The sequence below is a fragment of the Streptomyces sp. NPDC021080 genome (assembly GCF_044333225.1).
Lineage (GTDB): Bacteria > Actinomycetota > Actinomycetes > Streptomycetales > Streptomycetaceae > Streptomyces.
Genome location: NZ_JBIRQM010000014.1, coordinates 160,582 through 187,446 on the forward strand (window position 1 = coordinate 160,582; position 26,865 = coordinate 187,446).

Below are 26,865 nucleotides of genomic sequence, written 5' to 3' on the forward strand. Positions count from 1 at the left end.
ATGATCACACGGCTGTCGGTCTCCGGCCATGACGAAGCCGGCCGCCCGGCGCGGAGGTCAGTGGGACTTCTTCTGCGGTTCCTGGCCCAGGCGATCCACCACAACGCGCTGGAGTACCGCGGTGGTCTGGATCACGCTGCCGGCCTTGCCGATCACCGTGTCCTCCCGGGTGACTTCGCGGAATCCGAGGAAGGCGTACGTGGACTTGTCGAAGATCCATTCCTGGCGGTCCTGGGCTCCGCCGTCCAGGGTGATCGCGACACCGTGCCGGCCCGCGGCGTCCACCGCGTCGGGGACCACCGTGGTGCCCGGGATCTTCGCGGCGACACGGTAGAGGAACGCCGTGGTCCGCGGGTCGACGGATTCCTGGAGCATGCCGCCGAGATAGTCGAAGACCCACGGTGTGTTGTTCGAGGGGTGCGTGTTCCTGGCGTCCCCCTTGGTGTTCTCCTCGTTCTCCATCTGCTTGTTCAGGTCGGCTTCGATCGCCCGGAGCGCCGCGGCCGGATCGTGCGGAAGCGCGGCCAGGTCCTCGAAGGGGCTCAGTGTGTGCCCGGGACCTCCGACCGTCCCCTCCCCGGGGCCGGGGAGGTCGAGGCGTTCGAAGGCCTTGTCGCCGTACGCCTGGGCGGCGCCCCGGCTCCGCGACCAGGGGATCCACTCCCGAAGAGTCTCCGGCTTCGTGAGCTTCGACGGGGTCTTGGAGTACTCCTTGTGCACCGTGCCGTGCTTGTCGGTCCACTGCCCCCGCAAGGGGTTGTCCCGTCCGGCGGACACGCTGCGGACGTACACGTACTGATCGCGGCCGACCGTGACGGCCGGGGCGCGGGAGACCACGGCGGCGGCGTTCTCCAGCAGCAGCGACGCCTTGGAGGGGGCCTGCCTCGTGGCGTCGGCGGGCCTGCTGTGATGGTCGGCACCGGTGGTGAGCGCCACCACCACCACGGCGGCCGCGGCCAGCGGAGCGACGAGCGGCACCCAGCGCCTCGGTCGGCGTCTCGGCGCGGCGACGGCATCCGTGGCGGGGGTCTCGGGTCCGGCCGCGGGTACGGACCGATGGATCTCGCTCATCAGGTGCTCCTTGAGGACGCGCAGGCGGTCGTCGGGCAGATCCCGGGCGGCCGGGGACGGCAACAGCCGGGCCGCGTCCGCGCGTTCGGCGGAATCGGTTGCGTCGAAGCCGTCGGGGTGAGGCGTCTTGGCGTTCATCGGATCTGCTCCTGGATCGACCGGGCCGCGATCGCGCGGCCACCCTGTTGCTGTCCGGAACGGGAGACCGGTTCCGTCCTGTCGGAGGCGAGTTCCTCGTCCGTCAGCTCGCGCAGCCGGCGCCGGGCGCGGGACAGGCGGGAGCGGATCGTTCCGATCGGCACGTCCAGCGCCTCGGCCGCCGCCGCGTAGTCGAGGCCGGTCCACACGCAGAGCGCGAACACCTCCCGCTCGCCGCGCCGCAGCCGCCGCAACGCCCGCTGGGCAGCGGCCAGTCGCCCGGCGTCCTCCATCCGTTCGACGACCTCGTCCGCGAAGTCCGGCGCGGTGTCGTGCGGCGGGACGCGGCTGAGGGCGGCTTCGTAGCGGCGGGCGGCCCGCGTGGTGTTGCGCAGCACGTTGGTGGCGATGCCCAGCAGCCACGGCAGCAGGCCGTCGCCCTCGGGCCGCACCGTCCCGCGCAGTCGCCACGCCTCCAAGAAGGTCAGCGACACCACGTCCTCGGCCGTCGCCCAGTTCCCGGTGACCCGGACCGCGTACCGGTGCACCGTGCGGGCATGTTCGTCGAATATCGAGCCGAATGCCTCCGGATCACCGGAGCGCAGCCTGGCGCGCAAGGAAAGTTCCACGCCTGATCCTGTCCGCACGCGGCACCGGGTTCCGCGATGTCTCCGTGGCTCAGGTCACACCTGCCCGTCGGCGGTGAGAGGTTCGGTACGACTCCGAGCCCGGCCTGCCGGAGTCGGTCACCGCACGAGCCGGGCCCCACCGGCTGTCGTCCCGTCCGGCACGGGCCCTCGACACTCCCATGTCCCGCAGCCCGGCCGAGGACCACCTCCGGTCAAATGGCCCGAGAACGCCGGGCGTTGGCACTCCACAGACGTGACCGCTGACATGACCGCCGATATGACCCCTGACACGGCCCACGGACAGGCGCCGTACATACTCAAGCCTCCGCACGCGGCGAGGGTGAGTACCGCTACTCATGTCAGGTTCCGACCGCCGGCCAAATGATGCGTGCATGCGATCGATCTTCCTCACGAAGTCCCTCCTCGCCGTCACACTCGGTTGCGCGGTCCTGTCCGCCTGCGGCACCCAGAGGCCCGCGGCCACCGCCGGCCACGCCCGCTCGACCGCCGCCGCTTCCCCGGCCGGTCGGCCCGACGCATCCACCGGTGATCCGGAGACACGCTTCCTCGACCTGATCGCCCTCGTCACCCACACGTGCGCCACGGACGCCCCCAAGGACAAGTCCGCCGGGACCAACACCCCTGCGGACAAGGGTGGTTCCAAGGCTCCCCAGCCCGAGGACATCCCGGGAGCAGAGGACTCGCAGACCCCGAGATACGGGCCCGGCCAGACCCCGCCGGGAGTCCGGGACGACCAGGGCGACATCGCGGTTCCGCTCTCCTCGGACGTTCCCACGCCGCCGGCGCCGACCACCAGCACCCGCCCCGGGGCGCCCCGAGAGGTGCCGCTCACCGGTTTCGAGACGTGCGCCGGCACCGAGCACGCGCGGCGGATCACCGAAGCGTTCCAGAACACGCCGGCCGACAGCTACGCGGCCGTGCGCGCCAGGCTGAAGGGTCTGGACTACCCCGGCTCACGGATCCACCGCATGCCGGAGCACGCGGGCGCGCCCCGGGCCCGTCTCGACCTGCGCTTCATGGGCGGCCACCTGGCCCTGGAGGTCACCGGCACGGGCACCGACAGCACAGGCGCAGGCACCAGTAGCGTCACCGTCGAGTCGTTCGGGGCGCCGGAGACGGAGGACGTGCAGGTGACCGACGTCGAGCGCAAGCCGCAGCCGAGCGGGCGGACTTGAGATCCCGGCCCGCCGCGGAGGGAGGAGCCGGGATCCGGCTCATCGGCTCCGGACTCCTAGAGTGGTCCGACGTGACCCACGATTCGGCATTCCCCGGTGGCGGCCCGCTGCCCCACGAACCCGGCCCGCGAGACGGCGCGTTCCCGTTGCGTGCGGGAGTGCGGAGATGACGCGGTCCGACGGGCGGGTCGAACGGGGCAACCGCACACGGCAGTTGGTACTCGGCCGGACAGTCGGCATCGCATCGGTCGAGGGGCTGGAGGCGCTGTCCGTCGGGCGGCTCGCGACCGAGCTGGGGCTCAGCAAGAGTGGGGTGTTCGCACTCTTCGGGTCCAAGCAGGAGCTTCAGCTCGCCACCGTGCGCGAAGCCGGCCGGATCTTCACCGAGCGGGTGATCCGGCCCGCCGAACAGGTCCCGCCGGGGGTCGCACGGGTGTGGCGGCTGTGCGAGTTGTGGCTCGAATACTCGCGTGACCGGGTCTTCCCGGGCGGCTGCTTCTTCTACGGGGTCATCGCCGAGTTCGACGCCCGGACCGGGCCGGTGCACGACGCGGTGGTGTCGGCGCACCGGGCGTGGACGGACCTGATGGAACGCACGATCGACGAGGCCCGAACGGGCGGCGAGCTGCGCTCGGGCACCGATGTGCCCCAACTCGCCTTCGAGCTGGTGGCGTTGATGGAGACGGCCAATGCCGTTTCCGTGCTGCACGACGAGGAGAGCGCCTATCACCGGGCCCGGGTGGGCATCGCCGACCGGTTGCGGGCCGCCTCGGCGGACGGGGCACCGCCCGTGCCTCTGGAGGACTGATCCCCCCAGGGCATTTCGCCACAGCCCGAGAAGGCCCTGTGACCGAAAAACAAATTGCACGACCGTTCGCACAGTTTTACCGTCCGGTCATGACTGTCAGCGGAGCGGACATCGTGGAGCTCGACCGGATCGCCGTGCACGAGGCCCTGCGGGTGGTGGAACTGGCAAAGGACGCGGACTGGGGCCGGGACACCCCCTGCGCGGGCTGGGACCTTCGACGTCTCGTGGCCCACATGACCGCACAGCACCTCGGGTTCGCGGCGGCCGCACGCGGAACGGGGCACGAGGCGGCGCACTGGCAGGAGCCGGCGGACATGAGCGAGCCGGCCCGGGTCCACCGGGCCGCCGCGACGGACGTGCTCGCCGCCTTCGCCGAACCCGGGTTGACAGAGCGGGAGTTCGCCCTCCCCGAGCTGGGCGGAAGCTTTCCCGGACGGCAAGCGGTCCGCTTCCACCTCGTCGACTACGTCGTTCACGCCTGGGACGTCGCCGCGACCCTGGGCGTGAGCCTGGAACTCCCCGACGACGTCCTCGGCGCGGCGCTCGCCGTGGCCCGACGGGTCCCGGCCGATCCGGGCACCCGCGGCCCCGGAAACGCCTTCGCCCCGGCGCTGGGCGTGCCCGGCGGGTCGGGATCCCTGGACGAGACGCTGCGTCTGCTGGGCCGGGATCCGCACCGGTGGAACCCGGGTATCGGCGGACGGGGAGAAGGAGAGACCACCCCCTGACACCCGCCCACACCGGTCACCCGTTTGACCTTGACACGGTGGCAAGGCCTTCACTGCGTGCCAAGGAGGTGGTCTCGATGACGATCACGAAACAGGACGCGGACGCCGTACGGCTTCTCCACGCACTGGAGGCCGACAGCTCGTCCGTGCGGCTGCGGGCCGCTCTGGCGGTCGGCACGGCGCCCGACCCGCGTTATGTGGCCGGGCTCGTCCAGCGGTGCGCGGTCGAACCGGAGTTCTTCGTCCGCGACATGCTGACCTGGGCACTCACCCGCCACCCGGTCTCCCTGACGCTTCCCGCACTGCTCCGCGAAGTCGGCTCGGACCGTCCGCAGGCACGAAGCCAGGCACTGCACACGCTGTCCAAGGTCGGAGACCGGCAGGCCTGGCCGGCGATCACACCCGCACTCCTGTCCGACGCCGACGACGAGGTCGCGCGGAGCGCCTGGCGGACCGCGGTCGTGCTCGTACCCGAGGGCGAGGAGGCCGCGTTGGCCTCCGGGCTGGCGACGCAACTGGGCCGCGGTGAGCGGGAGACGCAGCTCAGTCTCAGCCAGGCCCTGGTCGCGCTGGGAGACGTGATCGAGCCGGTTCTGCGCTCCGCTACGGCGGCGCCCGACCCGCGCATACGGGCGCACGCACGCGCCACGCGGCGGCTGCTGCGCGATCCGGACGCCGGATTCGAGCTCGCGATCGAGGAGGCGAAGCGCGTCGCGGTTCTCGACGGTCCCGGCCAGGAGGGACCATAGGGCGTGTTGATCGGTGAGGTGGCGCGACGGTCCGGTGTCAGTGCCCGCATGCTGCGGCATTACGAGTCGCTCGGTCTGGTGCGCCCTTCGGGGCGTACGGGCTCGGGCTACCGGGAGTACTCCGGGGAGGACATCCGACGGATCTTCCACATCGAGAGCCTGCGGTCGCTGGGCCTGTCGCTGCGTGAGATCGGGCGCGCGCTCGACGATCCCGGATTCGCTCCTTCGTCCCTCGTCGAGAACCTGATCGGCCGGACGCGCGAACGCATCGCGGCGGAGCGGGAGTTGCTCACGCGACTGGACAGGATCCGGGCCGCGGAACCTGCCGGCTGGGAGGACGTCCTCCAGGTCGTCGCACTGCTGCAGGCACTGACCTCGACGAGTGCCGACGCGCGCCAGCGTGCGGCGCTCTCCTCGGCCGGCGAGGTCCCGGTCCCGGTGGAGGCGTTGGTGGACGCAGCGCTGAGCGAGACGGAGCCGAATGTCGCCGGGGCCCTTCGCTGGGCACTGGCGCGCTCCGGCGACCGCGGTCCGGCGCTGCTCGCGGAGGGCCTGGGCTCACCGACGGCCGCGGTGCGGGAACGCGCCGTCCGTTCCCTCGCCGAGATGCCCGGTGCCGAGGCCACCGCGTTCCTGCGGGCCGCCCTCACGAGCGCCGACGCCGTGGTCCGCGGGCATGCGGCCCTGGCGCTCGGGACACGCGGGCTGGCCGAGGCGGTCCCGACGCTCATCGACATGATCGCGGAGGGGCGCAACGACACCGACGCCGCGGACGCACTGAGCGTGCTGGCGAGCGACACCGCCACGGCGGACCGGCTCGCGACCGGGCTCCTCGACCGTGTCACCGACCACACCGCGGACGCACCCGCACGCGGACGGCTGACCCAGGCGCTGGCGGGCATCCCGGGGACGACGGCGTCGGACGCGCTGGTGGAACTGTCCGAGGACACGGACCGTGCCGTCGCGCTGACCGCGGCATATCTCCTCCGGCTGCGCGACGGGCAGTGACATCCGCCCCTTCTGTTTCCCGTCCCTCGCGGCGAGGTCCGCACACCCATGCCGAGTGCGTACGGACCTCGGACCACCGGTGGGCGGTCCGGCCCGACTCGTGCTCTTCGACGGCCGCGCACCGGCCGCCCGGTCGTCCGGGCGGCCCCCGAGGCCCGCTGTCGGGGAGTGGCGGAGCAGGGCTCGCCCTGGTCCGCGCTGGACCGATCCTGGTCGTACGCTCCGCAGGCCGCCACGGCCACGGGCTTCCGGCCCACCTGGCGCAGCAGGACAAGGGTCTTGTCGGCCGACGGCTGATCGGCGCCGGATGAAACGGTGTCACAGATGATCCCGGAGGCCCGCGCTCGCGCGATGCAACGCAACGCCTGCTCGTGTCATGTGATGCTGGCGGCATGACGCGTCAGCCCGAGGTCACCATCGTCCGCCGGCCGGACCGGGCTCCTTCCGCCGACGACGGGCTGGCCGGGTTGTTGGCGGCCTACCATCTGCGGACGGAGGCCGAGAAGGGCGAGGCCGTTGCCGACGTGGACGGGTTGCCCGACCGCTATCGGGCGGAAGTCCTGGACCCGTGGGCCGTGTTCGCCGACGCTGTCGTGCTGTTGGCCCTGAGCGGAGAGACCGCCGTGGGATGCCTGGTGGTGACCGCGCCCGCCGATGGGCTGTCGGAGATCAAGAGACTCTGGACGGACCCGGCGTTCCGGGGCCGGGGCGTCGCGTCCGACCTGCTCGGTGCCGCGCTCGCGCACGCTGCGGAGAGCGGCGCGAGCAAAGTACGGCTGTCGGTGTGGAAATGGCGGACCGGGGCCATCGCCCTGTACGGACGGCTCGGGTTCACGGTCACCGAGTCGTGGGACGAGCGGGACCACCTGGTCTGCATGCGGCGCGCGGTGTGAGTGGTCGCAGCTTGTCGGCGTCGAATTCCGCGGGTCATGGGGCTGTTCACGGGCCGGCGAGTTCGGCTTGATTGTCCGCCGCCCATCGCGCGAGCTGCGCCAAAGGCCCGTTCGCGAACGATTCGCCGAGTGGGGAGAGTCGGTAGACCGCACCAGAATGCTCCGACGGTCGCCCGGTATCGCGCACCTTGATGACGAGGCCACGGTCCTGCAGTCGTCGGAGCACCTGCGTGAGCACTTTGTCACTGACTCCCGCGACGCGCAGCAGCAGTTCGTTGCGCCGTGTCGGCCCCAGACGCAGGGCCGAGAGCACGACGGGATCCCACGTATGGCGGATGAGCTCCGCCGCCGCGCGCACATGACAGTCGGAGACGAACGTCTGACAGGACTCCTCGAGCACGAGGTCCAGTGTCCCATCTGCCTCCTACCGAACGGTAGGAGGAGCGCTCGTAGCGTTCTGGAGGACATCGCTTCCAGATTCAGCCCCCGACTTCCAGACAGAGGAGACAGTTGTGAACGTAGGCATCCTGGGCACCGGAAACCTGGCCGTGACGCTCGGCCGCGCCTGGGCCGCGTCCGGGCATTCGCTCCTGGTGACGGGGCGCAGTGCCCCGCACGCCGACGAGGCCGCCGGCCGGATCGGCCCCTCGGCAAAGGCGGTTGGCCCCGCCGACTTCGCGGGCGGGGCCGACGCGGTCGTGGTCGCGGTCTCGTGGGAAGGGCTGGAGGCCGCCCTGCGGCTCGTCGGCGGCTCCGACAGGGCGCTGGCCGGCAAGACCGTGATCGACTGCACCAACCCGGTCGACTACGGGACCGGTGAACTCAAGCCCGCTTCCGGCTCCGCGGCACAGCTCGTGGCCCGGTCCGCTCCCGGCGCCCACGTCGTCAAGGCGCTGCACCTGTTCGCGGGAGCCTCCTGGCCGTACCCGGGGCCGCGGGGAACGGCGCCGGTCGTGGCGATCTGCGGCGACGAGCACGCCGCTCTGGATCTCACCGTGAAGCTGATCGGCGACCTCGGCGGGCGGGCGGCCGTGATCGGCGGGCTCGACAGCGCCCGGCAGTTGGAGGAGACCGCCGGATTCGTCATGAGGGTCGTCGCCTCCGGTCACAATCCGAGGTTCGCGGTGCCCGATGTCGACCCGGCGCCGGTCAGCGAGGGTCGCACGGCGGCTCACTGAGCCGGGCAGCCCGTCAAGGGGCCGCGCCCCGCGGCAGGGGGCCGGTCGGGCGGCCCGAGCCATCGTTCGAGGTCAAGTTCCGTCAGGTCACGGATCCGTCCCAGCGGGCGGTGGCCGTGTACAGGTGCTGGAACGGCGGCGGTGGCCGCCGCCGTGACGCGTCGTCGGCGTGCCCCGCGCGGTGCGGCGAGCCGTGTTCGGCCCCGTCCCGCCCGCCCCACGGCAGCCTGGCGGGAGGTCGTACGACGAGCAGGGCGCGACGGGCTGCCCGGTCACGGCGGGCGTCCGGTCCGACTCCGTGTGTAACAGGGCTGTATTACAGGGTGGTCGGGCGGAACGAAGTACCGGGCCGGGCGGCTCTTGGTCGGCAGAAACGCTCGCTCGTACCGAGCAGCCGGCACCACCCACCGATACTGAGGAAGAAACAATGCGCGTTCACAAGCTCACGTTCGCCGCCCTGGCCGTCGCCGCGGGTCTGTCGCTCACGGCCTGCCAGAACGGGGATGACGGTACGGGACAGAGCGCACCGTCCTCGGCGTCCTCCAAGTCTTCCTCGGGCGGCGGTTCGGACTCGGGCAGTTCGGATCAGGGCGGCGGGACGGGCACCGCCGGAACCGGAAAGGGCTCTGCCGGAGCGGGCGCTTCCACCGGGACCGGGACCGGCTCCAGCGGGACCGGCTCCGGCGGGAGCGGCAAGGTCGAAAGGTGCCACACCGACGGACTGGAGATCACGGCGAAGGACGACACCATCAGCGGCGACCCCGACGGAACCGTCGCGGTGCAGTTGAAGAACCGCAGCAGCCGGGACTGCGCGATCTCCGGGTACGCGGGCGTCGATCTGAAGACCAGTGCGGGCTCGCTGTCCGCGAAGCGCACCGGCCAGAAGGCCGACCAGGCCGTCCTCAAGAGCGGGCAGTCGATCGCCTTCGGCATCACCTACCCGCTCAACAAGTCGGGCGGCTCCGGCGTCCGCATCACGGGCCTGCTGGTGACCCCGCCGAACGAGACCAAGACAGTCACCCTCGACTGGCCGGGCGCCGCCTCCCTTCCCGTCACGGACGGCACCGGCGACCCGGTGAAGGTCGGCCCGGTCGGCAGCGCCGGCCAGGGCGGCTGACCCGTACCCGCGGGAACTCGAAGTCCACCGGACCCCGCCCCTGCCGTTGCCGCACCGCTACGGGGCGGGGAAGACGAGGCGGAGGCCGTGTTTCTCGGCGGCCCGGTGGAGTGACGGGACGAGGGACGAGCGCAGCGTGCGGGCCTCGGCGGCGTGATCGGCGAGGAAGCGGGTGCGCAGCCGCAGGCGTGCCGGTTCGCGCACGGCCTCGACGGGGCGCATGCAGTCGGCGTACGCACTGCCGAGGGCGCGTTCGACGGCGGGCAGCTCGTCGGGGGCGGCGGTCTGCTCCTGGGTGTCGGCCAAAGCGAAGAAGCCGTTCTCGTCGCGGACCCGGATCCCGTGTCCGGCCAGGCAGTCCGGCAGGGTGTGCAGGGCCCGCAGTACGCCGCGATCGCGGCGCAGCGAAACCAGGGTGTCGAACCACTGCCCCTGGAGCGCGGCGTAGGAGTCGCGCAGGGCGGTGGCGGCGGCCGTCCCTTTGGCAAGGCACTCGCGCGCGACGGCCGTGGCACCGGAAGCACCGCTGTCGCCGGTTCCGCTCCCCTGCCCGTTGCCGTTCCCGCCGGCTGTCATGGTGCCGGCCGTCGTAGGCCCAAGGGCGGGGGCGGAAGTCGGGGTGGGAACCGTGGCGCTCTCGCTCAAGCCGTGCCGGGCGATGAAACCCAGGTCGGGGAGTTCGTAGTAGCGGATGAACGCGAGGGGAGCCTGTTCGGGCAGGACGGTCCCGTGATCGCGTGCGCACGCGGTCGCGGCGGCCCGTGCCTCCTGTCGTACGAAGACGTCCAGCCCCTGGGTCCAGCGGGTCTCGGCGCCGGTCGCGGGCAGGACCATGCGGACCGGGTCGTCCGGCAGGACGGCGCTGAGGCGGGCGGCGGCCACGTGAGCCGCCGAGGGCGGGTCCGACGGCGGGGCGGGGTCGGCCGAGCACGCGGCGGTGAGCAGAACGGCGGCGGCCACTACCGTGCCCCGCACTGCGGCCCGGCGCCGACGCCCGTCAGCCGCGCTCCGGCGCCCCTCGGCCTGACGGACCATCCGAATCACTCCCCCAACTCCTTCGCGCCCCATGGTTCCCCCGGGCGGGGGTACCGTCGGCCTGCGCCGATGGCACCCCCGTGCGACACGGGAACCGGGTCGGGGGCGTCCGGCCCCCGGTCAGTTCGTGATCTTGACGGAGTCGCCGCCGTCGAGCTGGCTCGCCACCGTGAACGGGGTGTTGTCGTTCACGTCGGTGCACAGCCAGTAGGTGGAGTCGTTGACGCTGTGGCTGCCGTCGGAGGCCCAGACGTAGCCCTTGTTACAGGTGTGCCAGACACCGCTGGAGTTGCGCAGCCGGCCGGCGTAGTAGTCCCCGTACGGGGAGGTCGAGTCGTCCGAGTAGGTGAGGTTGAGGTCGCTGCAGCTGCTGCTGGCCGACTTGTAGCGGATGGTTCCGACGCCCTCGTTGCCCCCGGTGGTGAGGGTCGTGGTCACGCAGGCCTGCGGGGCCTGCGGGGCCGCGGAGGCCGCGGGAGCGAGCGTCAGGCAGGTCGCGGCGGACACGAGCGCGAACGCGCCCGCGACGATTGCTCGGGTCATGCTTCCCCTTTTCGGTCTTCCGGTCGTCTGTCGTGCCCACGCTCGTGGACACGACCGTGGGTCCCGGGCGGGCAGTGACTGCCGTGTCCGGGGTGCACGCCGCAGACGCTCGCAGAGCGGGACCCGTACGGACCACGACCTTCGAACGGGCTCGAAAGTCCCCGGCAGGGCGGCGGAGCCCCTTACTCCAGCGGTGTCCGTGCGACCCGTGGGACCCATGGGACGGAACGAGACGTGCTCGGCCCGTCGCGGGCGGTGGGTCATGACCGGAAGTCGACGTGCGTGGCCGATGCGTTTCCCGGGGCCGCCGGTGTCCGGCGGAGCATGGCCGCCCCCAGCGGTGTGAGGGTGTGCAGCACGGTGTTGTGCCACCGCCGGCTCGTGATCAGACCCGCGTCGCGCAGCACCGTGGTGTGATGCGTGGCGGTGGAGGGCGAGACCCCGAGGGAGCGCGCCAGCTCCGAGGTGGTGGCGCCGAGGGTCAGGGACCGGAGCGCGGCGGCGCGCGTCCCGCCCAGCAGTGCGGCGAGCGGGGCGTCGCCGGCCGGGACGGCGGCGGGCGGGCGGGAGTCGTGCACGGGGTAGACCAGCACCGGGTGCAAGGTGTCGTCGGCCAGCGAGATCGGTGACTGCCAGCAGAAGTACGACGGGACGAGGCGCAGTCCGCGACCGTCGAGATGCAGGTCCCGGTCCTCCACGTAGTCGACGTGGAGGACCGGTGGATGCCAGCGCATGACCGGCGACAGCCCGTCGAGCAGTCCGTCGATGCCGGTGTCGAGGGCCTGGCGGGCCCGCAGGGCGCGCTCCCCGGCGATGCCCGCGTGGATCCGGTCGTGGTGGGGTGCGATGACCGCTTCGTGGTAGGCGCGCAGGGCCTTCACGAGCTCCTCGCGGGTGCCGCGCTCCACCAGCCGGGGAGCCCAGGCCGGGGCTCCGCTGATCCGGTCGAGCATGCTCACCTCGCGGGCGACGCGGGCGGGCGGGGTGTCGACGATCGCCGCCAGTCCCCGGTCCAGCCCGTCGGCCGCCTCGTGCGGGGTGAGGAAGTCGGGGAGGTACACCGCGCGGGGCAGGACCGGGACGAGCAGCTGGCGGACCGCCGCGCCGAGTCCGGTGCCCGCGAGGGTGGCCCGGGTGGTGCGGTACCAGTCGGCGTAGGCCCAGCGTCCGCGCGTGGTCTGCAGTCTGTGCAGGCTGCTGGTGATCTCCCAGAGCGGATCGGGTGTGCCCGCCACCCGGATACGGGTGAAGTCCTCGGGCGTGAAATGGATGCGCAGCACGGGGTTCGCTCCCCCCGGATCGACCGTCGTCCGGCTCACGAAGCAGCCTGGGACACCTGTCGTCACAGAGGCAACGGGCGGATTCGGCCGGTCCCGGCGGGTCACGGCCCGTGCACGGGTCCCGGCCACGACGCCGCACGGGTCCCGGCCATAGCGCCGCACGGGTCCCGGCCACGGCGCCGTGCGGGCCGCAGTGCTGTCGTCACCTGAGCGCCCGGACCACCGACCACAGCAGACGCCCGTTCTCCGGGGCGGCGCCGCCCGGGAAGGCGTACCGGCGGCGGGTATAGGCGTAGACGAAGCCCTGCCGCGGGTCGGCGAGGGCGAGGGAACCCGCGGCTCCGCTGTGGCCGAAGGCTCCGGCGCCGACGGAGGCGAAGTCGGTGCCGAAGGTCTGGAAGCCCAGGCCGAACGCCTTGGCCTGACCGCTCACCAGGTCCTTGCCCTCGGAGTGGATCCGGGCGAACTCGGCCGCCGTGTCCGGCTTGAGGAGCGGGCTCCGGCCGTCCAGACCGAAAGCGGCTGCCGCGTACATGCCGGCCAGACCTCGGGCGGAGCCGATGCCGCCCGCCGATGCCTGCCCGTGCGCGCGGACGGTGCGGGAGTTCGGGAAGTCGGACAGCTCCCCGTTGCCCGGGGCGTGCGCGTTGAAGGCGATGCCGCCCAGGCCGTACGGGGTCTGCTCGGCGGCCTCGATCTCGGCCTGCTGCGCCGGCGTCGGCAGCATCGGCAGGGTGGTGAGGAACCGTGGCTCCTCGGTCTCCGGCAGGCCCAGCCACAGGTCGAGGCCGTACGGGGCGCGGATCCGCTCCTCGTACCACTCCTGGAGGGTGCGTCCGGTGGCCCGGAACACGACCTCGCCGATGAGCGCGCCGATCACCACCGCGTGGTAGCCGAAGAACCGTCCGGGCTGCCAGAACGGGCGCTGCCCGGCCAGGCGGTCCGCGATCGCCCGGTCGTCGGCCAGCTCCTGCGGGGCGAAGCCGGCGTCCAGTCCGATCACGCCGGCACGGTGTGCGAGCAGTTCGCGCAGGGTGATCCCGCTCTTGCCCTCGGCCGCGAAGTCCGGCCAGTACGAGGCCACGGTGCGGTCAAGGTCCAGCACACCGTCCTGGACCAGGAGCGCGGTCACCAGGTACGCCGCGCCCTTGGTGGAGGAGAAGACACCGACCAGCGACTCCCCGGTCACCCCGTCCGACCACAGGTCCACCACCCGCTCGCCGCTCCGGTGCACCACCAGTTGCGCGCCCGGCGCGTGTTCCTCCCCCGCGAGAAAGGCGGCGAACTCGTCCCGCACTCCCTCGAAACCATCGGCCACCGTGCCGTGGACTGCCATGGACCCTCCCCAACTGCCGTACGGATCTGGTGTTTCGGCAACCCGTCGGCTCCGGGCCGGTATTCCCGGCATACACCCTGCCCCACGGCGGGCCGGGCGATAGGGTCGGGATGTGCGTTGATCTTCGAGGTGGCGGCCATGTGCGGCCACGGACGGTGCGGGGCGCCCACGACGGGTCGCCCCGGCAGGCATGCCCACCTGTCGTCACCCCACCGGAGATCCACACCATGAATGCTCAGAAGCCCCTCACCTACGACGCGTTCGTCGAGCTCGCCACCGCCGATCCCGACGTCGTCGGTCTCGTCCTCAAAGGGTCCCGGGCCCACGTCGGCATGGTCACGCCGTACTCCGACCACGATCTGTACGTGGTCGTCGCCGACGGCGCCGGGACCGGCCCGGCCCGGTTCGCGGGTCACCGCAGCGCCGGGCTCGACCTCGTCGTCGTCACCCTCACCGAGTTCCGCGGGGCCGGGATGCCGGGTTGGGAGCGTTACGCCCTCGCGCGTGCCAGGATCGTGCTCGACCGGCTCGACGGCGGCATCGCCGAGATCCTCGCCGGCTGGGCTCGGCCGGACCCCGACGAGGCGTTCCGGAACTCCGGCGCATGGCTCGACGCGTACGCCAACTCCCTCTACCGCTCCCTCAAGAACCACCGGGACGGCCGGGCTCTCGCCGCTCGCCTCGACGCGGCCGACAGCATGCGGTTCCTGCTCGAACTGCTCTTCGCACTCGACCGCCGCGTCCGCCCGTACAACACGTATCTGGAGTGGGAGCTCGCCCGGCACCCGCTGCCGGGCTGGGACACCGACGGACTGCTGCATGCCGTGGACCACATCACGGCCACGGGTGACGCGGCCGCGCAACGACGTCTGTTCACGCTGGTCGAGACGGCGGCCCGGGAAGCCGGACACGAAGCGGTACTGGACGCGTGGGGCGACGGCCTCGGCCTCATGCGGCCGCAACAGGCAGCCCCTGACCTCGACCGTCGGGTTCGGCACCCCGGGGTTCTTCCCGGGCCGCCGATGCGGTCGTAGAGGCGGGGTACCGGAAGGTGGTGCTCAGCTCCGGCGTCCAGCGGGCCGGGGCTGAGCACCGAGGATCAGGTGTGCGCGCTCCGGGGCGGGTCAGAGCGCCGGTTCGGGCAGCTCTCCGGGCTTGACCACGACGACCTCGACACAGGTGCAGCCGACCGCTTCCAGGGCACGTCGACGCCGCGTGGCGGAACGCTTGTCGTAGCGACCGGCGGCAGCCTGCGACGCGCCGTCCGGGTCGGTCCACGTCAGGCTGTAGCAGCGCTTCGCTGTCGACATGCCGCCATCCTCTCCGACACCGGCTCGTGCGGGTCCCACCGACCGGTTCATGGTCCATACGATGCAGCAGCATCACATGCTTGGGACCGCACCGGAAGAACCAACAGGTGTGGCGGACGTCATCACCTCAAGGCATGGGCCGGTGGCAGCCCGTACACATGCCGGCGGACGAACCGCGGGGAGCCGGACGCGGGCGGGTCTCCGGCCTCCGGCCTCCGGCGGCGAAGGTGCCGGCCGCAGCGCGCGTCGACGTACACGCCGGAGAAGTGGGCGAGCCGGGTGACTGCCCGGCCGGTCATGCCGCCGGCCGGCCGCGACGCGGTGGCGAACGCCTTCGCCGGGGCAGGCGCGGCCGCCCGTGCCGGGCCCTGTGCCGCCATACCGTGCCCGACCGCCAGGACGAGGCCTGCGGCGACGGCCGCGCGGCGCCCGGACGACGGTGTCCGGACGGCGGTGTCCGGACGGCGGTGTCCGGCGCGTCCCCGTCGGCTTCGATCGACAGCCGGCCCCCTGCGGTGGCCGGGCTCGCATCGCGGCCCGACACGCCGCTTCGGCTGATGTGACGCGGGTCACATCTGCTTCATGTCACGAACGGAAGGGCAGCTTGCGTCTGGTGGTCGTCCAACGGGAACGCGGGAAAGACGACACGAAAGCGGTGCACAGTGATGAAAGCGAAGACGGCGCAGCGGCACGAGATCGTGGTCCTGGGCGCCGGGTACGCCGGGCTCTCCGCGCTGGTCCAGCTCGCGGCCCGCACCAGGAAGCGCGGGAACCTGCGCGTGACGCTGGTGAACCCCTACGACACCTTCACCGAGCGGCTCCGGCTGCACATGACCGCCACCGGTCAGGAGACGGCCGAGATGAACATCCCGGAGCTGCTGGAGGGCACGGGCGCCGTCTTCGTCCGCGGCTGGGTCACGGCCGTGGACGCCCGGACCAGGACCGTCCGGGTCGACGACGACCGGGTGCTGCGCTACGACACCCTCGTCTACGGCCTGGGCAGCATCGCGGACACCGTCGCCGTCCCCGGCGTGGACGACCACGCCTACACCCTCGACAGCCCCGAGAACGCGGCCCTGTTCGCCGCCCGGCTGGCCTGCCTCGACGACGGCGCGACCGTCGTCGTCGCCGGCAGCGGCCTCACCGGTGTCGAGGCCGCGGCGGAGATCGCCGAGCGGCATCCGGGGCTCGAGGTGGTGCTGCTGGGTCGGCACGAACCGGGAGCCGACATGCACCCCAGGGCCAAGGCCTACCTGGACGCGGCGCTCGCCCGGCTCGGCGTGCGCGTGCGCGCCCGCGTCGAGGTGGCCAAGGTGCTGCCGGACAGTGTCGAACTCGGTGACGGCTCGGGCATCCCGGCGGCCGCGGTGCTGTGGACCAGCGGCACCCGCGTCTCACCGCTCGCGGCCGCCGCGGGCCTGAGCGTCGACGAGCGCGGCCGTGTGGTCACCGACAGCGCGCTGCGGTCGGTCTCCCACCCGGACGTCTACGCCGTGGGCGACGCGGCGGCGATCCGTCAGGGCTACGGCGTGATGCACGGGACCTGCCAGGGCGGCATGCCCACCGGCGTGCACGCGGCTCTCTCGATCCTGCGGGTGCTGGCGGGCAAGGAACCCAAGCCTTTCCGCTTCGGCTTCTACCACACGCCGGTCAGCCTGGGCCGCAACGATGCCGTCGTACAGTTCACCCGCCCCGACACCAGCCCGCGCCCGCTCGTGCTGACCGGCAAGCGGGCCGCGAAGTACAAGGAGACGGTCACCTCCGCACCGTGGCCGACCTTCAGCCGTATGAAGAAGATGCCCGCCATGGGCGCGTTCTGGCCGCACGGCGGCCGCTACACCCGGATTCGGAGCGCCAAGTGACCCAGCCGCAGCAGACCGGCCCCGACCAGCTCGCCTTCCAGCAGTACCGCACCCTGCTCTTCTCCGTCGCCTACCGCCTCCTCGGCAGCGCCGCCGACGCCGAGGACGTGGTGCAGGACGCCTGGCTCAAGTGGTCGGCGGCCGACCGCTCCCAAGTCGCCGACCCCAAGGGCTATCTGACCCGGATCGTCTCCAACCTGGCGATGGAGGCCCTTCGTTCGACGCGCCGTCAGCGCGAGACGTACGTCGGTCCGTGGCTCCCGGAGCCGATCCTCACCGGCCCGGACACCGCCGACGGCGTCGCCGCGGCGGACTCGGTCTCCATGGCCCTGCTGGTCGTCCTGGAGACGCTGAGCCCGCTGGAGCGCGCGGTCTTCGTACTGAAGGAGGTCTTCGCCTTCGGCTACGCGGAGATCGCGGAGGCGGTGGAACGCTCGGAGACCGCGGTCCGCCAGGCCGCGCACCGCGCCCGCGAGCACGTCCAGGCGCGCAGGCCCCGTTACCCCGCGGACCGGGACCGCCGGCGCGACGTCACCGAGCGTTTTCTCGCGGCGACCACGGGCGGCGACATCAACACCCTCATGGAACTGCTGTCCCCGGGCGTGACGTTGTGGACCGACGGCGGCGGCAAGGTCCGCCAGGCGCTCAAACCGGTCGTCGGTCTGGAGACCGTGGCCTCCTGGTTCGCCGCGCTCGGCTCGATGACCTACCAGGGCATCGCGCCCGGACAGATGCGAGCGGAACTCGCCTGGATCAACGGCGGCCCGGGCGTGATCTTCCGCGGCCCTGACCGCGTCATCGCCACCCTGACCTTCGACTTCGACCCGGAAGGCCGCATCTCGACCATCCACAACGTGGCCAATCCGGACAAGCTCCAGGCTGTCACCGACGGAACCCGATACGAACTCTCTTGACCTGAGCGGTAGTTGTCGACACATCCGACCCGACGGGCACCGATCGCAACCTGTCCGCCCATCTGTGCCACCGGGAGGCTTTCGGCGAGTACGCCGCCGCGGCCATGACGCTGTCCTGGGGAGTCCTGCCCGTCGCCTCCCTCGGCGCCGGCTTCCTCCTCACCGCTCTCGGACCGGTCGGCTCCGTCCTCGTCCTGGCCGCGGTGATGCTCGCGACCGCCGTCGCCGCCACCGCGAGCCCGGCCGTCCGCCGCGCCCCGCCGCTCCCGACCTCGACGGACACCGCTCCGCCCCGGAGAACGGAAAGCGATGACGACGGACTCCGGCGATCGAGCAGGGGGTGACCGGTACCGCGAACACATCGTCGACGATCGCCCGGAGGACTCCGGTGTCCACCACCGCATCCAGAAAGCGGCCAGGTCATGGGCCCCTCTCATGGCGTCCTGGGCCCGCTCCGGTCATCGGCTCGGGAGCGAGCGCGGCAGCCCGAACCAGGAGAGCACGCTGTTGTCGAAGCGGGTCATCGCGCAGATCCGGTCGCCGGTGAGGGTGAGGACGTAGAGGCCGACCCCGTGGCTGATGCCGTCGGGGCCGCGCAGGTAGGCGCCGAACGCCGGCTGGCCGTTGGCCCGTGTGGGGACGAGGTCGAAGCGGCGGCCGGCGTCGAACAGACCGGCGCAGAAGCGGGCCACGAGGTCGCGGCCCTGGTATTCGAAGGGCATCGGCGGCATCGCCATGAAGACGTCGTCGGTCAGGAGGGTCACGAGCGCGTCGACGTCGGCGGCCTCCCACGCGTGGACGAACTTCCCCACGACCGCGTCCTCGGCGAAGGAGCCCGAGGCGGGAGGCGGCTGGTGACCGGCGGCCGGTGCCCGGTGGCGCCGCAGACCGGCGCGTGCACGTTTGAGGGCGCTGTTGACCGATTCGACGGTCGCGTCCAGCATGTCGGCGACCTCGCTCGCCCTGAACCCCAGGACATCACGCAGGACGAGGACGGCGAGCTGGCGGGGCGGCAGGATCTGCAGGGCGGTCACGAAGGCCAGCGAGATGGATTCGGTCTGCTCGTAGCGGGCCTCCGGGCCGAGCGGCACCTCGGTCGCGTCCTCGACGAGGGCGCCGGGAAGCGGCTGCAGCCACACGACTTCGCCGAGCCGGGTCGGCTCGGGCGGTTCGACGCCTGGCACGTCCCACTCCTTGGCCGGGCGCCGGCTTGCCGCGCGGCGCGCGTCGAGACACCGGTGGGTGGCGATCCGGTAGAGCCAGGTGCGCAGCGAGGCGCGCTCCTCGAACCCGTCGAGGCCCTGCCAGGCGGCCAGCAGTGTGTTCTGGAGGGCGTCCTCGGCGTCCTCGAAGGATCCGAGCATGCGATAGCAGTGCACCTGCAGCTCCCGAAGGTGCGGCGCGGTCAGCTCCCGGAACGCGTCACCGTCCCCGGCCCGTGCCCTGTCGATCAGATCGGCTGCCGCCATCGTCACCGTCTCCTTCTTCCCGCTCCGTGCCGCTCTTCCATCCTGTACAGGCGCCGGCCGGGAGGAGAACTGGGCGGCCTGACGGCGCCCGGTTCCGCGGCACGGCGGCGCCTGTATCCGTGTGGCCGACGACAGCGTCGGCGCGAGGAAGGGATCGGTCATGGGAAAGATCGTGATGAGCGGGCCGCAGAACGTGTCGCTCGACGGAGTGGTCCAGGACCCGGACGGTGCGGAGGGCTTCGGGCTGGGCGGCTGGTTCGGCCGGTTCGGGGGCGAGGATCTCGCCGAGTGGAGCAAGGTCGCGCTCGAGGAGGCGCTGCGCGCCGAGGCGTGGCTCATGGGCCGCAGGAGCTACGAGTTCTTCGGGGCGCGGTGGCGGCCCCGGAGCGGCGAGCTCGCGGACCGGTTGAACAGCATGCCCAAGTACGTCGTGTCCTCGACGCTGGAGGAGCCCGACTGGGACAACTCGACGGTCCTGAGGGGCGACGTGGTGAGCGAGGCCGCGAAGCTGAAGCAGGAGCTGGACGGAGAGATCGTCGTTCCTGCCAGCCATCGGCTCGGCCGGACGCTGATCGAGCACGGCCTCGTCGACGAGGTGCGGCTGGTCGTCTTCCCGGTCGTGCTCGGGGCCGGCGAACGGTTCTTCGGCGACGGCGGGATCCACGGCCCGAAGCCCCTGCGCCTGGTGGAAGCCAGGACCATCGGTGGCGGTCTGGTCTTCCTCACCTACGAGTTCGCCCGGAACGTCTAGCGAACGCACAACGGGCGGCGGGGAGATCACCGGGGCCCTCGGTCGAACGGGCCTGAACCGGGTCCCGGAGGCTCGGGATGCCACGTCATTCCGGGGGTGCCTCGGGGATCTGGGCGGGGCCGTGACGGTCGAGGGCGTCTTCCAGTTCCGCTCGGATGTCATCGGGGATCTCGCCCTCGCGCCCCCAGACCAGGATCTGTTCGGCGACGTCGCGGAGCTTGGTGTTGGTGTGCTGGGAGACGTCCTTCAGTACGGCCCAGCCCTGGTCCGGGGAGACGCGGCCTAGAGCGACCATCATCCCGATGGCCTGGTCCACGACGGCGTGCGAGGTGACGGCCTCCTTCAACTGCCGTACCTCCGCCTCGAGCTCGAGGACGCGGCGGCTGTCGTCGTTCGGTTCACTGGATCCCGATGCCATGGGTCCATCCTCCTGGCTCGACCGGCACGGTGCCACCATGCACCGGGCAGCGGTGACAGTCGTACGAGCCCCTGCGGGGCGGGATCGCCGGCTCATGTCGTGGAGGGCGGGGCCGTCCGTCCGCGTTTCTCGGCGAGGCGTGTCCTGGGCGTGTCGAGAGCCACTCCGGCACCGTACAACCATGTCGCCGATCTCTGATCGTTACGTCAAGCGACCCTAATGGACTGGCAAAACCCGCTGGTTGTGGGCTTGAATGCGGCTCGGCGCGACCGTTGTCGTGGACGCGCCCATAAACACATGAGGGTGGGAACCAACATGAAGTCAGTTCCGGGACGTGTCCTGGTGGGCATCGGCGCGACGATGGCGCTCGCCATGACGGCCGCGTGCGGCGGGCAGGGTACCGACGGCGGCGGCAGCGACTCGAAGAAGCCGTCCGCCAAGACGACACCCGCCGCCCAGGAGGGTCTGAAGCCCCTCACCGAGGCGCAGTTGACGAAGGCCGCGGTCACCAAGGCGGACGTGAAGGGGTATCGCGTGGGCAACACCCCCGACGACGAGATCCCTGAGGTGAGCGTGCCCGCGAAGCCCGCCTCCTGCCAGGCCCTCGCCGACATGTTCCTGCTGGGCACCGAGCCGGACGCGAAAGCCCGTGTGTCCCGATCGCTGACGAGCCTGAAGGCGACGGACGGCACCGTGCTGCGCATCGGTCTGCTCGCGCACGAGGAGCCGGACGCCAAGAAGGTGGTCGCGGACCTGCGCGCCCAGAGCGGGACGTGCGACTCCTACGAGCACACCGACTACCAGTACACCGGGGTCAAGCCCGCGAAGGCCCCCGCCCTCGGTGACGAGGCCGTGTCGTACACGATGACCAGTGACATCGAGGGGACGAAGATCCCGGTGACCTACACGGTCGTCCGCAGCGGCTCCACCCTGGCCGTCTTCTTCGCGATGAGCGTCCTGGGAGGAAAGGCCCCCGAGGTGCCGGCCGGTGTCGTCGAGGCGCAGGTCGCCAAGATCGAGAAGGCCGTCTGACGGTTCCCGGCCCGGCGTCCGCGCAGGGCCCCACGGGCAGGCCGCGGGGCCCGCGCCGACGGTGACCGGCCGCCGCGGCGGGGCCGGGGCAGCCGGTCACGGACCCGTGGTCGGCTGCCCCGGCCCGGCTCCCCGCGACGCCGTGGAACCCCGTCCCGCATGGTCAGACCCGCCCCATGGTGCGACGCTGGGTGGGAGAGGTATCCGTGGGGCCACCGGGAGGACCTATGGGACGCGACGTTCCGGCGCTGGTCTTCACCCGCGAGGACCGCCGGCGGTACCGCATCAAGATGCAGGAATGTCTCGACGCCTTCGCGCAGATGCTGCGGGAGTCACGGTTCGACGTGGAGCGGCCCCGGGTGGGCCTGGAGATCGAGCTGAACCTGACCGACACCGAGGCCGAGCCGGCGATGCGGAACGCCGACGTGCTCGACGCCATCGCGGATCCCGCCTGGGACACCGAGCTGGGCCGGTTCAACCTGGAGATCAACGTTCCGCCCCGACGGCTGACCGCAGGCGGCCCCGACTCCTGGGAGGAGGAGATCCGCGCCGCCCTGAACCACGCGGACGAGCGCGCCAGGTCGATCGGCGTCCATCTGATCATGATCGGTATCCTGCCCACCCTGCGGGAGTCGGACGTCGGACCGGAGGCCCTGTCGGAGAACGCCCGCTACCGGCTGATCAACGAGCAGGTCTTCGCGGCGCGCGGCGAGGATCTGCTCATCGAGGTGGACGGGGTCGACCGGCTGCGGACCTACGCGGAGACCATCACGCCGGAGGCCGCGTGCACGAGCACGCAGTTCCATCTCCAGGTGTCACCGGAGGAGTTCGCCGACTACTGGAACGCGGCGCAGGCGATCGCCGGGATCCAGGTCGCGCTGGCGGCCAACTCTCCTTTCCTGTTCGGCAAGGAGCTGGCGCACGAGACCCGTATCCCGCTGTTCGAGCAGGCGACGGACACCCGCCCGCAGGAGATCAAGGCACAGGGGGTACGGCCCCGGGTCTGGTTCGGGGAGCGGTGGATCACGAGCGTCTTCGATCTCTTCGAGGAGAACGTCCGCTACTTCCCGGCGCTGCTGCCACTGTGCGAGGACCAGGATCCGACACAGACGCTGGAACGCGGGGACACCCCGGAACTGCCCGAACTCACCCTGCACAACGGCACGATCTACCGGTGGAACCGTCCGGTCTACGCCGTCGCCCAGGGCAGGCCGCACCTGAGGGTGGAGAACCGGGTGCTGCCCGCAGGTCCGACGGTCGCCGACACCCTCGCCAACGGCGCCTTCTACTACGGTCTGACCCGCGCGCTGGTGGAGGAGGACCGGCCGGTGTGGTCGCGGATGTCCTTCTCGGCCGCCGAGGACAACCTGCACACCGCGGCACGGCACGGCATCGACGCCCGCCTGTACTGGCCCGGAGTGGGTGAGGTGCCGGTGCCCGAGCTCGTCCTGCGACGGCTGCTGCCACTGGCACACCAGGGCCTGGAGCACTCGGGCATGGACGAGGCCTGGCGGGAACCGCTGCTCGGCATCATCGAGCAGCGGTGCGTCACCGCGCGCAACGGCGCGGTCTGGCAGAAGGAGATGCTGCACCACCTCGAGGCGGCGGACCACTGCGGCCGCCATGAGGCCCTGCGGCGCATGACACGGCAGTACATCGACTACATGCACCTCAACGCACCGGTCCACACCTGGCCGGTCGACTGACGAACCCCCGCCTCACGCCCCTGCTCCGGGGAAACGGGAAAGAAGACGGCCGGAGAAGGGGAACGTACGGGCCTGCGGCCCCGCGGGGTCAGTCCGTCGCCGTCCCGGCCAAGGTCTCGCGCACGATCCGTACCGCGCGTTCGGTGTCGGCGCGTGTCACGTCCAGGTGGAACACGAAGCGCAGCTGGCCCGGGTATCCCGCGCACAGCAGGCCACGGCGTGCCAGCCGGTCGCGCACCTCGTCGGTCTCCAGGCCGGGGGCGGACCTCGCGAAGACCATGTTGGTCCCGCTGGGCTCCATCGTCAGGCCTTCGACGTCCTTCAGGCCCTCGGCGAACAGTTCGGCGTGCGCGTGGTCGTCGGCGAGCCGCGTCACGTGATGGTCGAGGGCGTGCAGTGCCGCTGCCGCCAGCACGCCGGCCTGCCGCATCCCGCCGCCCAGGACCTTGCGCCAGCGCCTCGCCTCCGCCACGAACTCCCGTGATCCGACCAGCGCCGAACCGACCGGCGCGCCCAGGCCCTTGCTGAAACAGACCGAGACGCTGTCGAAGTGGCCGGCGATCAGCCGTGCCTGCTCGTACGGGTCGCCTCCGCCGGCCACCGCCGCGTTGAACAGCCGCGCGCCGTCCAGGTGCGTGGCGAGTCCGTGGTCGCGGGCGACGTGCGTGGCGGTCTTGAGGTAGTCCATCGACACGGCCCGGCCGCCGATGGTGTTCTCCAGGCAGAGCAACCGTGTGCGCGCGAAGTGCGCGTCGTCCGGCTTCACGGCCGCCGCGATGTCCAGCGGGTCCAGCGTCCCGTCCGCCCGGTGCGGCAGCGGCTGGGGCTGAATCCCCCCGAGCACGGCGGCGCCGCCGCCCTCCCACCGGTACATGTGGGCCATCTGGCCGGCGATGTACTCGTCCCCGCGGCCGCAGTGGGTCAACAGTGCGCACAGGTTGCTCTGCGTCCCCGAGGAGACGAACAGCGCGGACTCGAATCCGAGCAGCCCGGCGATCCGCTCCTGCAGTGCGTCGACGGTGGGGTCGTCGCCGAAGACGTCGTCGCCCACCTCGGCCTCGGCCATCGCCCGGCGCATCGCCTCGCCGGGCCGGGTGACGGTGTCGCTGCGCAGATCGATGAGACGACCGGGCTCGTCGTGGGCGGCATCGGCCGCGTCCACGGTGCGGGCGGCATCGACGGTGTGGGCGGCGCGGGCGGGATCAGTGGTCGGCACACGCACACTCTGCCACGCCAGGAGTGGCAGAGTGTGCCGGGGTGGCCTGCGGGTCCGGAGGTCCGGCCCGGCGTTCCGAAGAGCACGTTCATCGCCGGCCCGGATCGGGGATCAGCACCCGCAACACCTTCAGGGCCTGTCCGGGTTCGAAAGCGGCGCCTGCCGGGAGTTGTGATCAGCGCCCGCAGCCCCCTCAAGGCCTGCCCGGGAGTTCCGATCAGCACCCGCAGCGCCTTCAGGGTCTGCCCGGAGTTCCGATCAGCGCCCGCAGCGCCTTCATCAGCCGTGCCGCGTCCTGCTCGCCGAGCGGGGCGAGGAACTCACGTTCCGCCGTCTCGCGGGCTTCCTCCGCGTCGGCCCGCACCCGGCTGCCCCGATCCGTCAGCTCGACGACGTTGCGGCGGCGGTCCTCCTGACTGCGGCGCCGCTCCACCAGCCCCTTGGCCTCCAGGGCGTCGACGAGCGCGACCATCGTCGTGCGGTCCACGCCCAGCCGCCGCGCGGCCTCCAGTTGCGACAACGGGCGGCCCGCCGCCAGGACCGCGAGCACCGCCAACTCCCGCGCGTCCAGCCCGAACGGGGCCAGCGCGGGCCCGGCGTGCTCGGCCAGCCGCAGCTGCGTGTGCTTGAGCAGGTACCCCAGCCGCGCCCCGAGCAGCTCCTCGACCGCGGACCCACTGTCGTCGTTTTCCGCCATTCCGGCATCCTAGTCCGCGACTGATGGTCAGCATTACTGACGATCGACTATCGTGACGGTCATGTCTACCGATGAACTCCGTCGCACACTCCGCTTCGGCGTCAAGACGACACCCATGCACCTGTCCTACGACGAGATCCTCCGCGTCTGGGAAGAGGCCGACGAACTGCCCGAACTCGACGACGCCTGGCTGTGGGACCACCTGACCCCCCTGGCCGGACCGCCCGGCGGCGCCGTCCTGGAGGGCTGGACGCTGCTGGCCGCACTGGCCGCCCGTACGACGCGGCTCCGTCTCGGTCTGCTCGTCACGAGCAACGTGCTGCGCGCCCCCGCCCACCTCGGAAAGATCGCCACCACCGTGGACGCCATCTCCGGCGGGCGCCTGATCATGGGCCTGGGCGTCGGCGGCACGCGACAGCCCGACGGCCCCAACCCAGCCGTCGCCGAGTACGCCGCCTACGGCTTCCCGCTCCCGGGTCCCGGCGAGGGCCTGGCCCGTCTCACCGAGACGATCGGCATCCTGCGCCGCATGTGGACCGAGGAGGTCTTCGACCACGACGGCCCCTTCACCACCCTGCGCGGCACCCGCAACGGTCCCGGCCCCGTCCGGCCCGGCGGACCTCCGCTGCTGCTCGGCGGCTGGGGCGACCGCACCCTGCGGGTCGTCGCCGAACACGCCGACATCTGGAACGTGCCCGGCCCGCCCCACAACAGCACCGACTGGATCGCCGGGCGCGCCCGTGTCCTGGACGCCCACTGCGCGGCGATCGGCCGCGACCCCGCGGAGATCACCCGTTCCGCGCAGATCATCGTCGACCATGCCGACCCCGCCGCCACCCGCGCCCACGTCCACGCGCTCGTGGCCGCCGGAATCCGGCACGTCGTGCTCGCGCTGCCGCGCCCCTACCCCGACAACGCCGCCCGCCGGCTCGTCGACGAGATCGTCACCCCCGTCCGCGAGAGCGGCGTCTGACGGCGCCTCCCCTCCACGACCGCGCGCCGCCCCGGCCACGGCCCGGTCGCACAACCTTCAGGACGGGGCGGATGTCCGACTGAACGTGACAGACGACGTGCGCCGATGGGACTTCGTCCGGAGCGTGGGGTTCATCGCACTCACCGCGCTGGGGTTGCTCCTGACGGCCGCCGGCGTGACCGGACTGATCGATGATCTCGCGCTCTCACGGCAGTCCCACTCCGCGGCCCGCTGCACCGGTGCCGACCGCGCCGATCTCCATGCACCGTGCCTCCACACGGTGACGGCCGCCGTCACCTCCTCCGCCGTCGAGGGGCGCGGATCACACGTCGTACGGATCACTCTGAAGGCGCCCGAGCCCGTCGGCGGGGACGTCCGACTGGACGACCCGCCCGATGCCTTCTACCACGTGCACGCGGGCGACCGCGTCACGGTCACCGTCTGGTCCGGGATCAACATGACGATGACCGTGCACGGCCACACCCACCGGACCGAGGACTCTCCCGGAACCAACGTGCTGGTCGACCTCGGCGCCGCCGTCAGCGGCGTGGCGATGTCGGTGGGCGGCGTCTACATGACCTGGTTGTGGTTCTTCCGCCGCGAGGAACTCTCCTACGACCTGTCCGAGTTGAAGGCGGTCGGAGGCTGGGTCGGCGGCCAATGCGCGCTGGTCCTTGTCCTCGGTATCCTCCGCGGCTACGCCACCCTCACGGTCTTCCTGATCCTCTGGGGGGCGTTCACCGTTCCGATGAGCCTCTGGTACTGGATCAAACTCCGCTATGACTGATCCCGCCCGGCCCCGCTCCCC

29 protein-coding genes are annotated in these 26,865 nt (G+C 71.8%); 17 read left to right on the forward strand and 12 right to left on the reverse strand.

Annotated features, from left to right (window positions below):
- Positions 1-57 precede the first annotated feature (57 nt).
- Both ACH4S8_RS31420 and ACH4S8_RS31425 read right to left on the reverse strand, forming a co-directional pair.
- Entirely contained in the window at positions 58-1,209 is a 1,152-nt protein-coding gene (locus tag ACH4S8_RS31420) for a CU044_5270 family protein (RefSeq protein ID WP_398400013.1), read from the reverse strand.
- Entirely contained in the window at positions 1,206-1,838 is a 633-nt protein-coding gene (locus ACH4S8_RS31425) for an RNA polymerase sigma factor (RefSeq protein ID WP_398400015.1), read from the reverse strand. Before ACH4S8_RS31425 ends, ACH4S8_RS31420 begins: the two co-directional genes overlap by 4 nt.
- Before the next feature lie 392 nt (positions 1,839-2,230).
- Here ACH4S8_RS31425 and ACH4S8_RS31430 point away from each other — a divergent pair, with 392 nt between their 5' ends.
- The 6 genes from ACH4S8_RS31430 (at position 2,231) to ACH4S8_RS31455 (ending at position 7,220) form a co-directional block, all read left to right on the forward strand.
- Positions 2,231-3,034 carry a hypothetical protein gene (locus ACH4S8_RS31430; protein WP_398400017.1) on the forward strand — a complete coding sequence of 268 codons (804 nt, stop codon included), beginning with the start codon at positions 2,231-2,233 and terminating at the stop codon, positions 3,032-3,034.
- 166 nt (positions 3,035-3,200) lie between these two features.
- A complete protein-coding gene (locus tag ACH4S8_RS31435; protein ID WP_398400019.1) occupies positions 3,201-3,842 on the forward strand; it encodes a TetR/AcrR family transcriptional regulator in 642 nt (213 codons plus the stop codon).
- Positions 3,843-3,931: 89 nt separating this feature from the next.
- Entirely contained in the window at positions 3,932-4,570 is a 639-nt protein-coding gene (locus ACH4S8_RS31440) for a TIGR03086 family metal-binding protein (protein ID WP_398400021.1), read from the forward strand.
- A gap of 77 nt (positions 4,571-4,647) precedes the next feature.
- Positions 4,648-5,319 carry a HEAT repeat domain-containing protein gene (locus ACH4S8_RS31445; protein WP_398400023.1) on the forward strand — a complete coding sequence of 224 codons (672 nt, stop codon included), beginning with the start codon at positions 4,648-4,650 and terminating at the stop codon, positions 5,317-5,319.
- A 3-nt stretch (positions 5,320-5,322) separates the two neighbouring features.
- Complete coding sequence (locus ACH4S8_RS31450; protein ID WP_398400025.1) at positions 5,323-6,327, forward strand: HEAT repeat domain-containing protein; 1,005 nt, start codon at positions 5,323-5,325, stop codon at positions 6,325-6,327.
- Positions 6,328-6,719: 392 nt separating this feature from the next.
- Positions 6,720-7,220 carry a GNAT family N-acetyltransferase gene (locus ACH4S8_RS31455; RefSeq protein WP_398400027.1) on the forward strand — a complete coding sequence of 167 codons (501 nt, stop codon included), beginning with the start codon at positions 6,720-6,722 and terminating at the stop codon, positions 7,218-7,220.
- Between the two features lie 46 nt (positions 7,221-7,266).
- Here ACH4S8_RS31455 and ACH4S8_RS31460 read toward each other — a convergent pair whose 3' ends face one another.
- On the reverse strand, positions 7,267-7,620 hold the full coding sequence (locus ACH4S8_RS31460; RefSeq protein ID WP_398400029.1) for a winged helix-turn-helix transcriptional regulator: 354 nt from the start codon (positions 7,618-7,620) through the stop codon (positions 7,267-7,269).
- Between the two features lie 112 nt (positions 7,621-7,732).
- Between ACH4S8_RS31460 and ACH4S8_RS31465 the strand changes: the two genes are divergently transcribed.
- Both ACH4S8_RS31465 and ACH4S8_RS31470 read left to right on the forward strand, forming a co-directional pair.
- Positions 7,733-8,398 carry an NADPH-dependent F420 reductase gene (locus ACH4S8_RS31465; RefSeq protein WP_398400031.1) on the forward strand — a complete coding sequence of 222 codons (666 nt, stop codon included), beginning with the start codon at positions 7,733-7,735 and terminating at the stop codon, positions 8,396-8,398.
- A gap of 427 nt (positions 8,399-8,825) precedes the next feature.
- A complete protein-coding gene (locus ACH4S8_RS31470; protein ID WP_398400033.1) occupies positions 8,826-9,515 on the forward strand; it encodes a DUF4232 domain-containing protein in 690 nt (229 codons plus the stop codon).
- 57 nt (positions 9,516-9,572) lie between these two features.
- Here ACH4S8_RS31470 and ACH4S8_RS31475 read toward each other — a convergent pair whose 3' ends face one another.
- The 4 genes from ACH4S8_RS31475 to ACH4S8_RS31490 form a co-directional block, all read right to left on the reverse strand.
- The gene (locus tag ACH4S8_RS31475; RefSeq protein ID WP_398400035.1) at positions 9,573-10,475 is read right to left on the reverse strand and encodes a hypothetical protein; all 903 of its coding nucleotides are present in this window, start codon (positions 10,473-10,475) and stop codon (positions 9,573-9,575) included.
- A gap of 195 nt (positions 10,476-10,670) precedes the next feature.
- The gene (locus ACH4S8_RS31480; RefSeq protein WP_398400037.1) at positions 10,671-11,093 is read right to left on the reverse strand and encodes a hypothetical protein; all 423 of its coding nucleotides are present in this window, start codon (positions 11,091-11,093) and stop codon (positions 10,671-10,673) included.
- A gap of 260 nt (positions 11,094-11,353) precedes the next feature.
- Positions 11,354-12,373, reverse strand: a complete 1,020-nt coding sequence (locus tag ACH4S8_RS31485; protein ID WP_398400039.1) for an ArsR/SmtB family transcription factor — start codon at positions 12,371-12,373, stop codon at positions 11,354-11,356.
- A 202-nt stretch (positions 12,374-12,575) separates the two neighbouring features.
- Positions 12,576-13,709, reverse strand: coding sequence for a serine hydrolase domain-containing protein (locus tag ACH4S8_RS31490; protein ID WP_398400041.1), 1,134 nt, complete (start codon positions 13,707-13,709; stop codon positions 12,576-12,578).
- A 227-nt stretch (positions 13,710-13,936) separates the two neighbouring features.
- Here ACH4S8_RS31490 and ACH4S8_RS31495 point away from each other — a divergent pair, with 227 nt between their 5' ends.
- Positions 13,937-14,743 (forward strand): hypothetical protein, encoded by an 807-nt coding sequence (locus ACH4S8_RS31495; RefSeq protein WP_398400043.1) that lies wholly within the window; start codon positions 13,937-13,939, stop codon positions 14,741-14,743.
- Positions 14,744-14,833: 90 nt separating this feature from the next.
- On the opposite strand, the gene ACH4S8_RS31500 is transcribed toward ACH4S8_RS31495, so the two are convergent.
- Entirely contained in the window at positions 14,834-15,019 is a 186-nt protein-coding gene (locus tag ACH4S8_RS31500; protein ID WP_398400045.1) for a hypothetical protein, read from the reverse strand.
- A gap of 665 nt (positions 15,020-15,684) precedes the next feature.
- Between ACH4S8_RS31500 and ACH4S8_RS31505 the strand changes: the two genes are divergently transcribed.
- The 3 genes from ACH4S8_RS31505 to ACH4S8_RS31515 all read left to right on the forward strand — a co-directional run bounded on the left by ACH4S8_RS31505 (position 15,685) and on the right by ACH4S8_RS31515 (position 18,139).
- Positions 15,685-16,881: an NAD(P)/FAD-dependent oxidoreductase gene (locus ACH4S8_RS31505; protein ID WP_398400047.1), complete on the forward strand. Its 1,197-nt coding sequence runs from the start codon at positions 15,685-15,687 to the stop codon at positions 16,879-16,881.
- Positions 16,878-17,795: an RNA polymerase sigma-70 factor gene (locus ACH4S8_RS31510; RefSeq protein WP_398400049.1), complete on the forward strand. Its 918-nt coding sequence runs from the start codon at positions 16,878-16,880 to the stop codon at positions 17,793-17,795. The genes ACH4S8_RS31505 and ACH4S8_RS31510 overlap by 4 nt, the downstream gene beginning before the upstream one ends.
- Positions 17,796-17,899: 104 nt before the next feature.
- The gene (locus tag ACH4S8_RS31515) at positions 17,900-18,139 is read left to right on the forward strand and encodes a hypothetical protein (protein WP_398400051.1); all 240 of its coding nucleotides are present in this window, start codon (positions 17,900-17,902) and stop codon (positions 18,137-18,139) included.
- Between the two features lie 114 nt (positions 18,140-18,253).
- Here ACH4S8_RS31515 and ACH4S8_RS31520 read toward each other — a convergent pair whose 3' ends face one another.
- Positions 18,254-19,264, reverse strand: a complete 1,011-nt coding sequence (locus ACH4S8_RS31520; RefSeq protein WP_398400053.1) for a sigma-70 family RNA polymerase sigma factor — start codon at positions 19,262-19,264, stop codon at positions 18,254-18,256.
- A gap of 160 nt (positions 19,265-19,424) precedes the next feature.
- Between ACH4S8_RS31520 and ACH4S8_RS31525 the strand changes: the two genes are divergently transcribed.
- On the forward strand, positions 19,425-20,015 hold the full coding sequence (locus tag ACH4S8_RS31525) for a dihydrofolate reductase family protein (protein ID WP_398400055.1): 591 nt from the start codon (positions 19,425-19,427) through the stop codon (positions 20,013-20,015).
- Between the two features lie 85 nt (positions 20,016-20,100).
- Here ACH4S8_RS31525 and ACH4S8_RS31530 read toward each other — a convergent pair whose 3' ends face one another.
- The gene (locus ACH4S8_RS31530; RefSeq protein ID WP_398400057.1) at positions 20,101-20,433 is read right to left on the reverse strand and encodes an ANTAR domain-containing protein; all 333 of its coding nucleotides are present in this window, start codon (positions 20,431-20,433) and stop codon (positions 20,101-20,103) included.
- 315 nt (positions 20,434-20,748) lie between these two features.
- Here ACH4S8_RS31530 and ACH4S8_RS31535 point away from each other — a divergent pair, with 315 nt between their 5' ends.
- Together ACH4S8_RS31535 and ACH4S8_RS31540 are read left to right on the forward strand one after the other, a co-directional pair.
- Positions 20,749-21,465 carry a hypothetical protein gene (locus ACH4S8_RS31535; protein ID WP_398400059.1) on the forward strand — a complete coding sequence of 239 codons (717 nt, stop codon included), beginning with the start codon at positions 20,749-20,751 and terminating at the stop codon, positions 21,463-21,465.
- 227 nt (positions 21,466-21,692) lie between these two features.
- Positions 21,693-23,171 (forward strand): glutamate--cysteine ligase, encoded by a 1,479-nt coding sequence (locus ACH4S8_RS31540; protein ID WP_398400061.1) that lies wholly within the window; start codon positions 21,693-21,695, stop codon positions 23,169-23,171.
- Between the two features lie 88 nt (positions 23,172-23,259).
- Here ACH4S8_RS31540 and ltaE read toward each other — a convergent pair whose 3' ends face one another.
- Both ltaE and ACH4S8_RS31550 read right to left on the reverse strand, forming a co-directional pair.
- Entirely contained in the window at positions 23,260-24,387 is a 1,128-nt protein-coding gene (ltaE, locus tag ACH4S8_RS31545) for a low-specificity L-threonine aldolase (protein ID WP_398400063.1), read from the reverse strand.
- 235 nt (positions 24,388-24,622) lie between these two features.
- Complete coding sequence (locus ACH4S8_RS31550; protein WP_398400065.1) at positions 24,623-25,084, reverse strand: MarR family winged helix-turn-helix transcriptional regulator; 462 nt, start codon at positions 25,082-25,084, stop codon at positions 24,623-24,625.
- A 61-nt stretch (positions 25,085-25,145) separates the two neighbouring features.
- On the opposite strand from ACH4S8_RS31550, the gene ACH4S8_RS31555 reads away from it, so the two are divergent.
- Both ACH4S8_RS31555 and ACH4S8_RS31560 read left to right on the forward strand, forming a co-directional pair.
- The gene (locus ACH4S8_RS31555; protein WP_398400067.1) at positions 25,146-26,057 is read left to right on the forward strand and encodes an LLM class flavin-dependent oxidoreductase; all 912 of its coding nucleotides are present in this window, start codon (positions 25,146-25,148) and stop codon (positions 26,055-26,057) included.
- Between the two features lie 124 nt (positions 26,058-26,181).
- Entirely contained in the window at positions 26,182-26,844 is a 663-nt protein-coding gene (locus tag ACH4S8_RS31560) for a hypothetical protein (protein ID WP_398400069.1), read from the forward strand.
- Positions 26,845-26,865 lie beyond the last annotated feature (21 nt).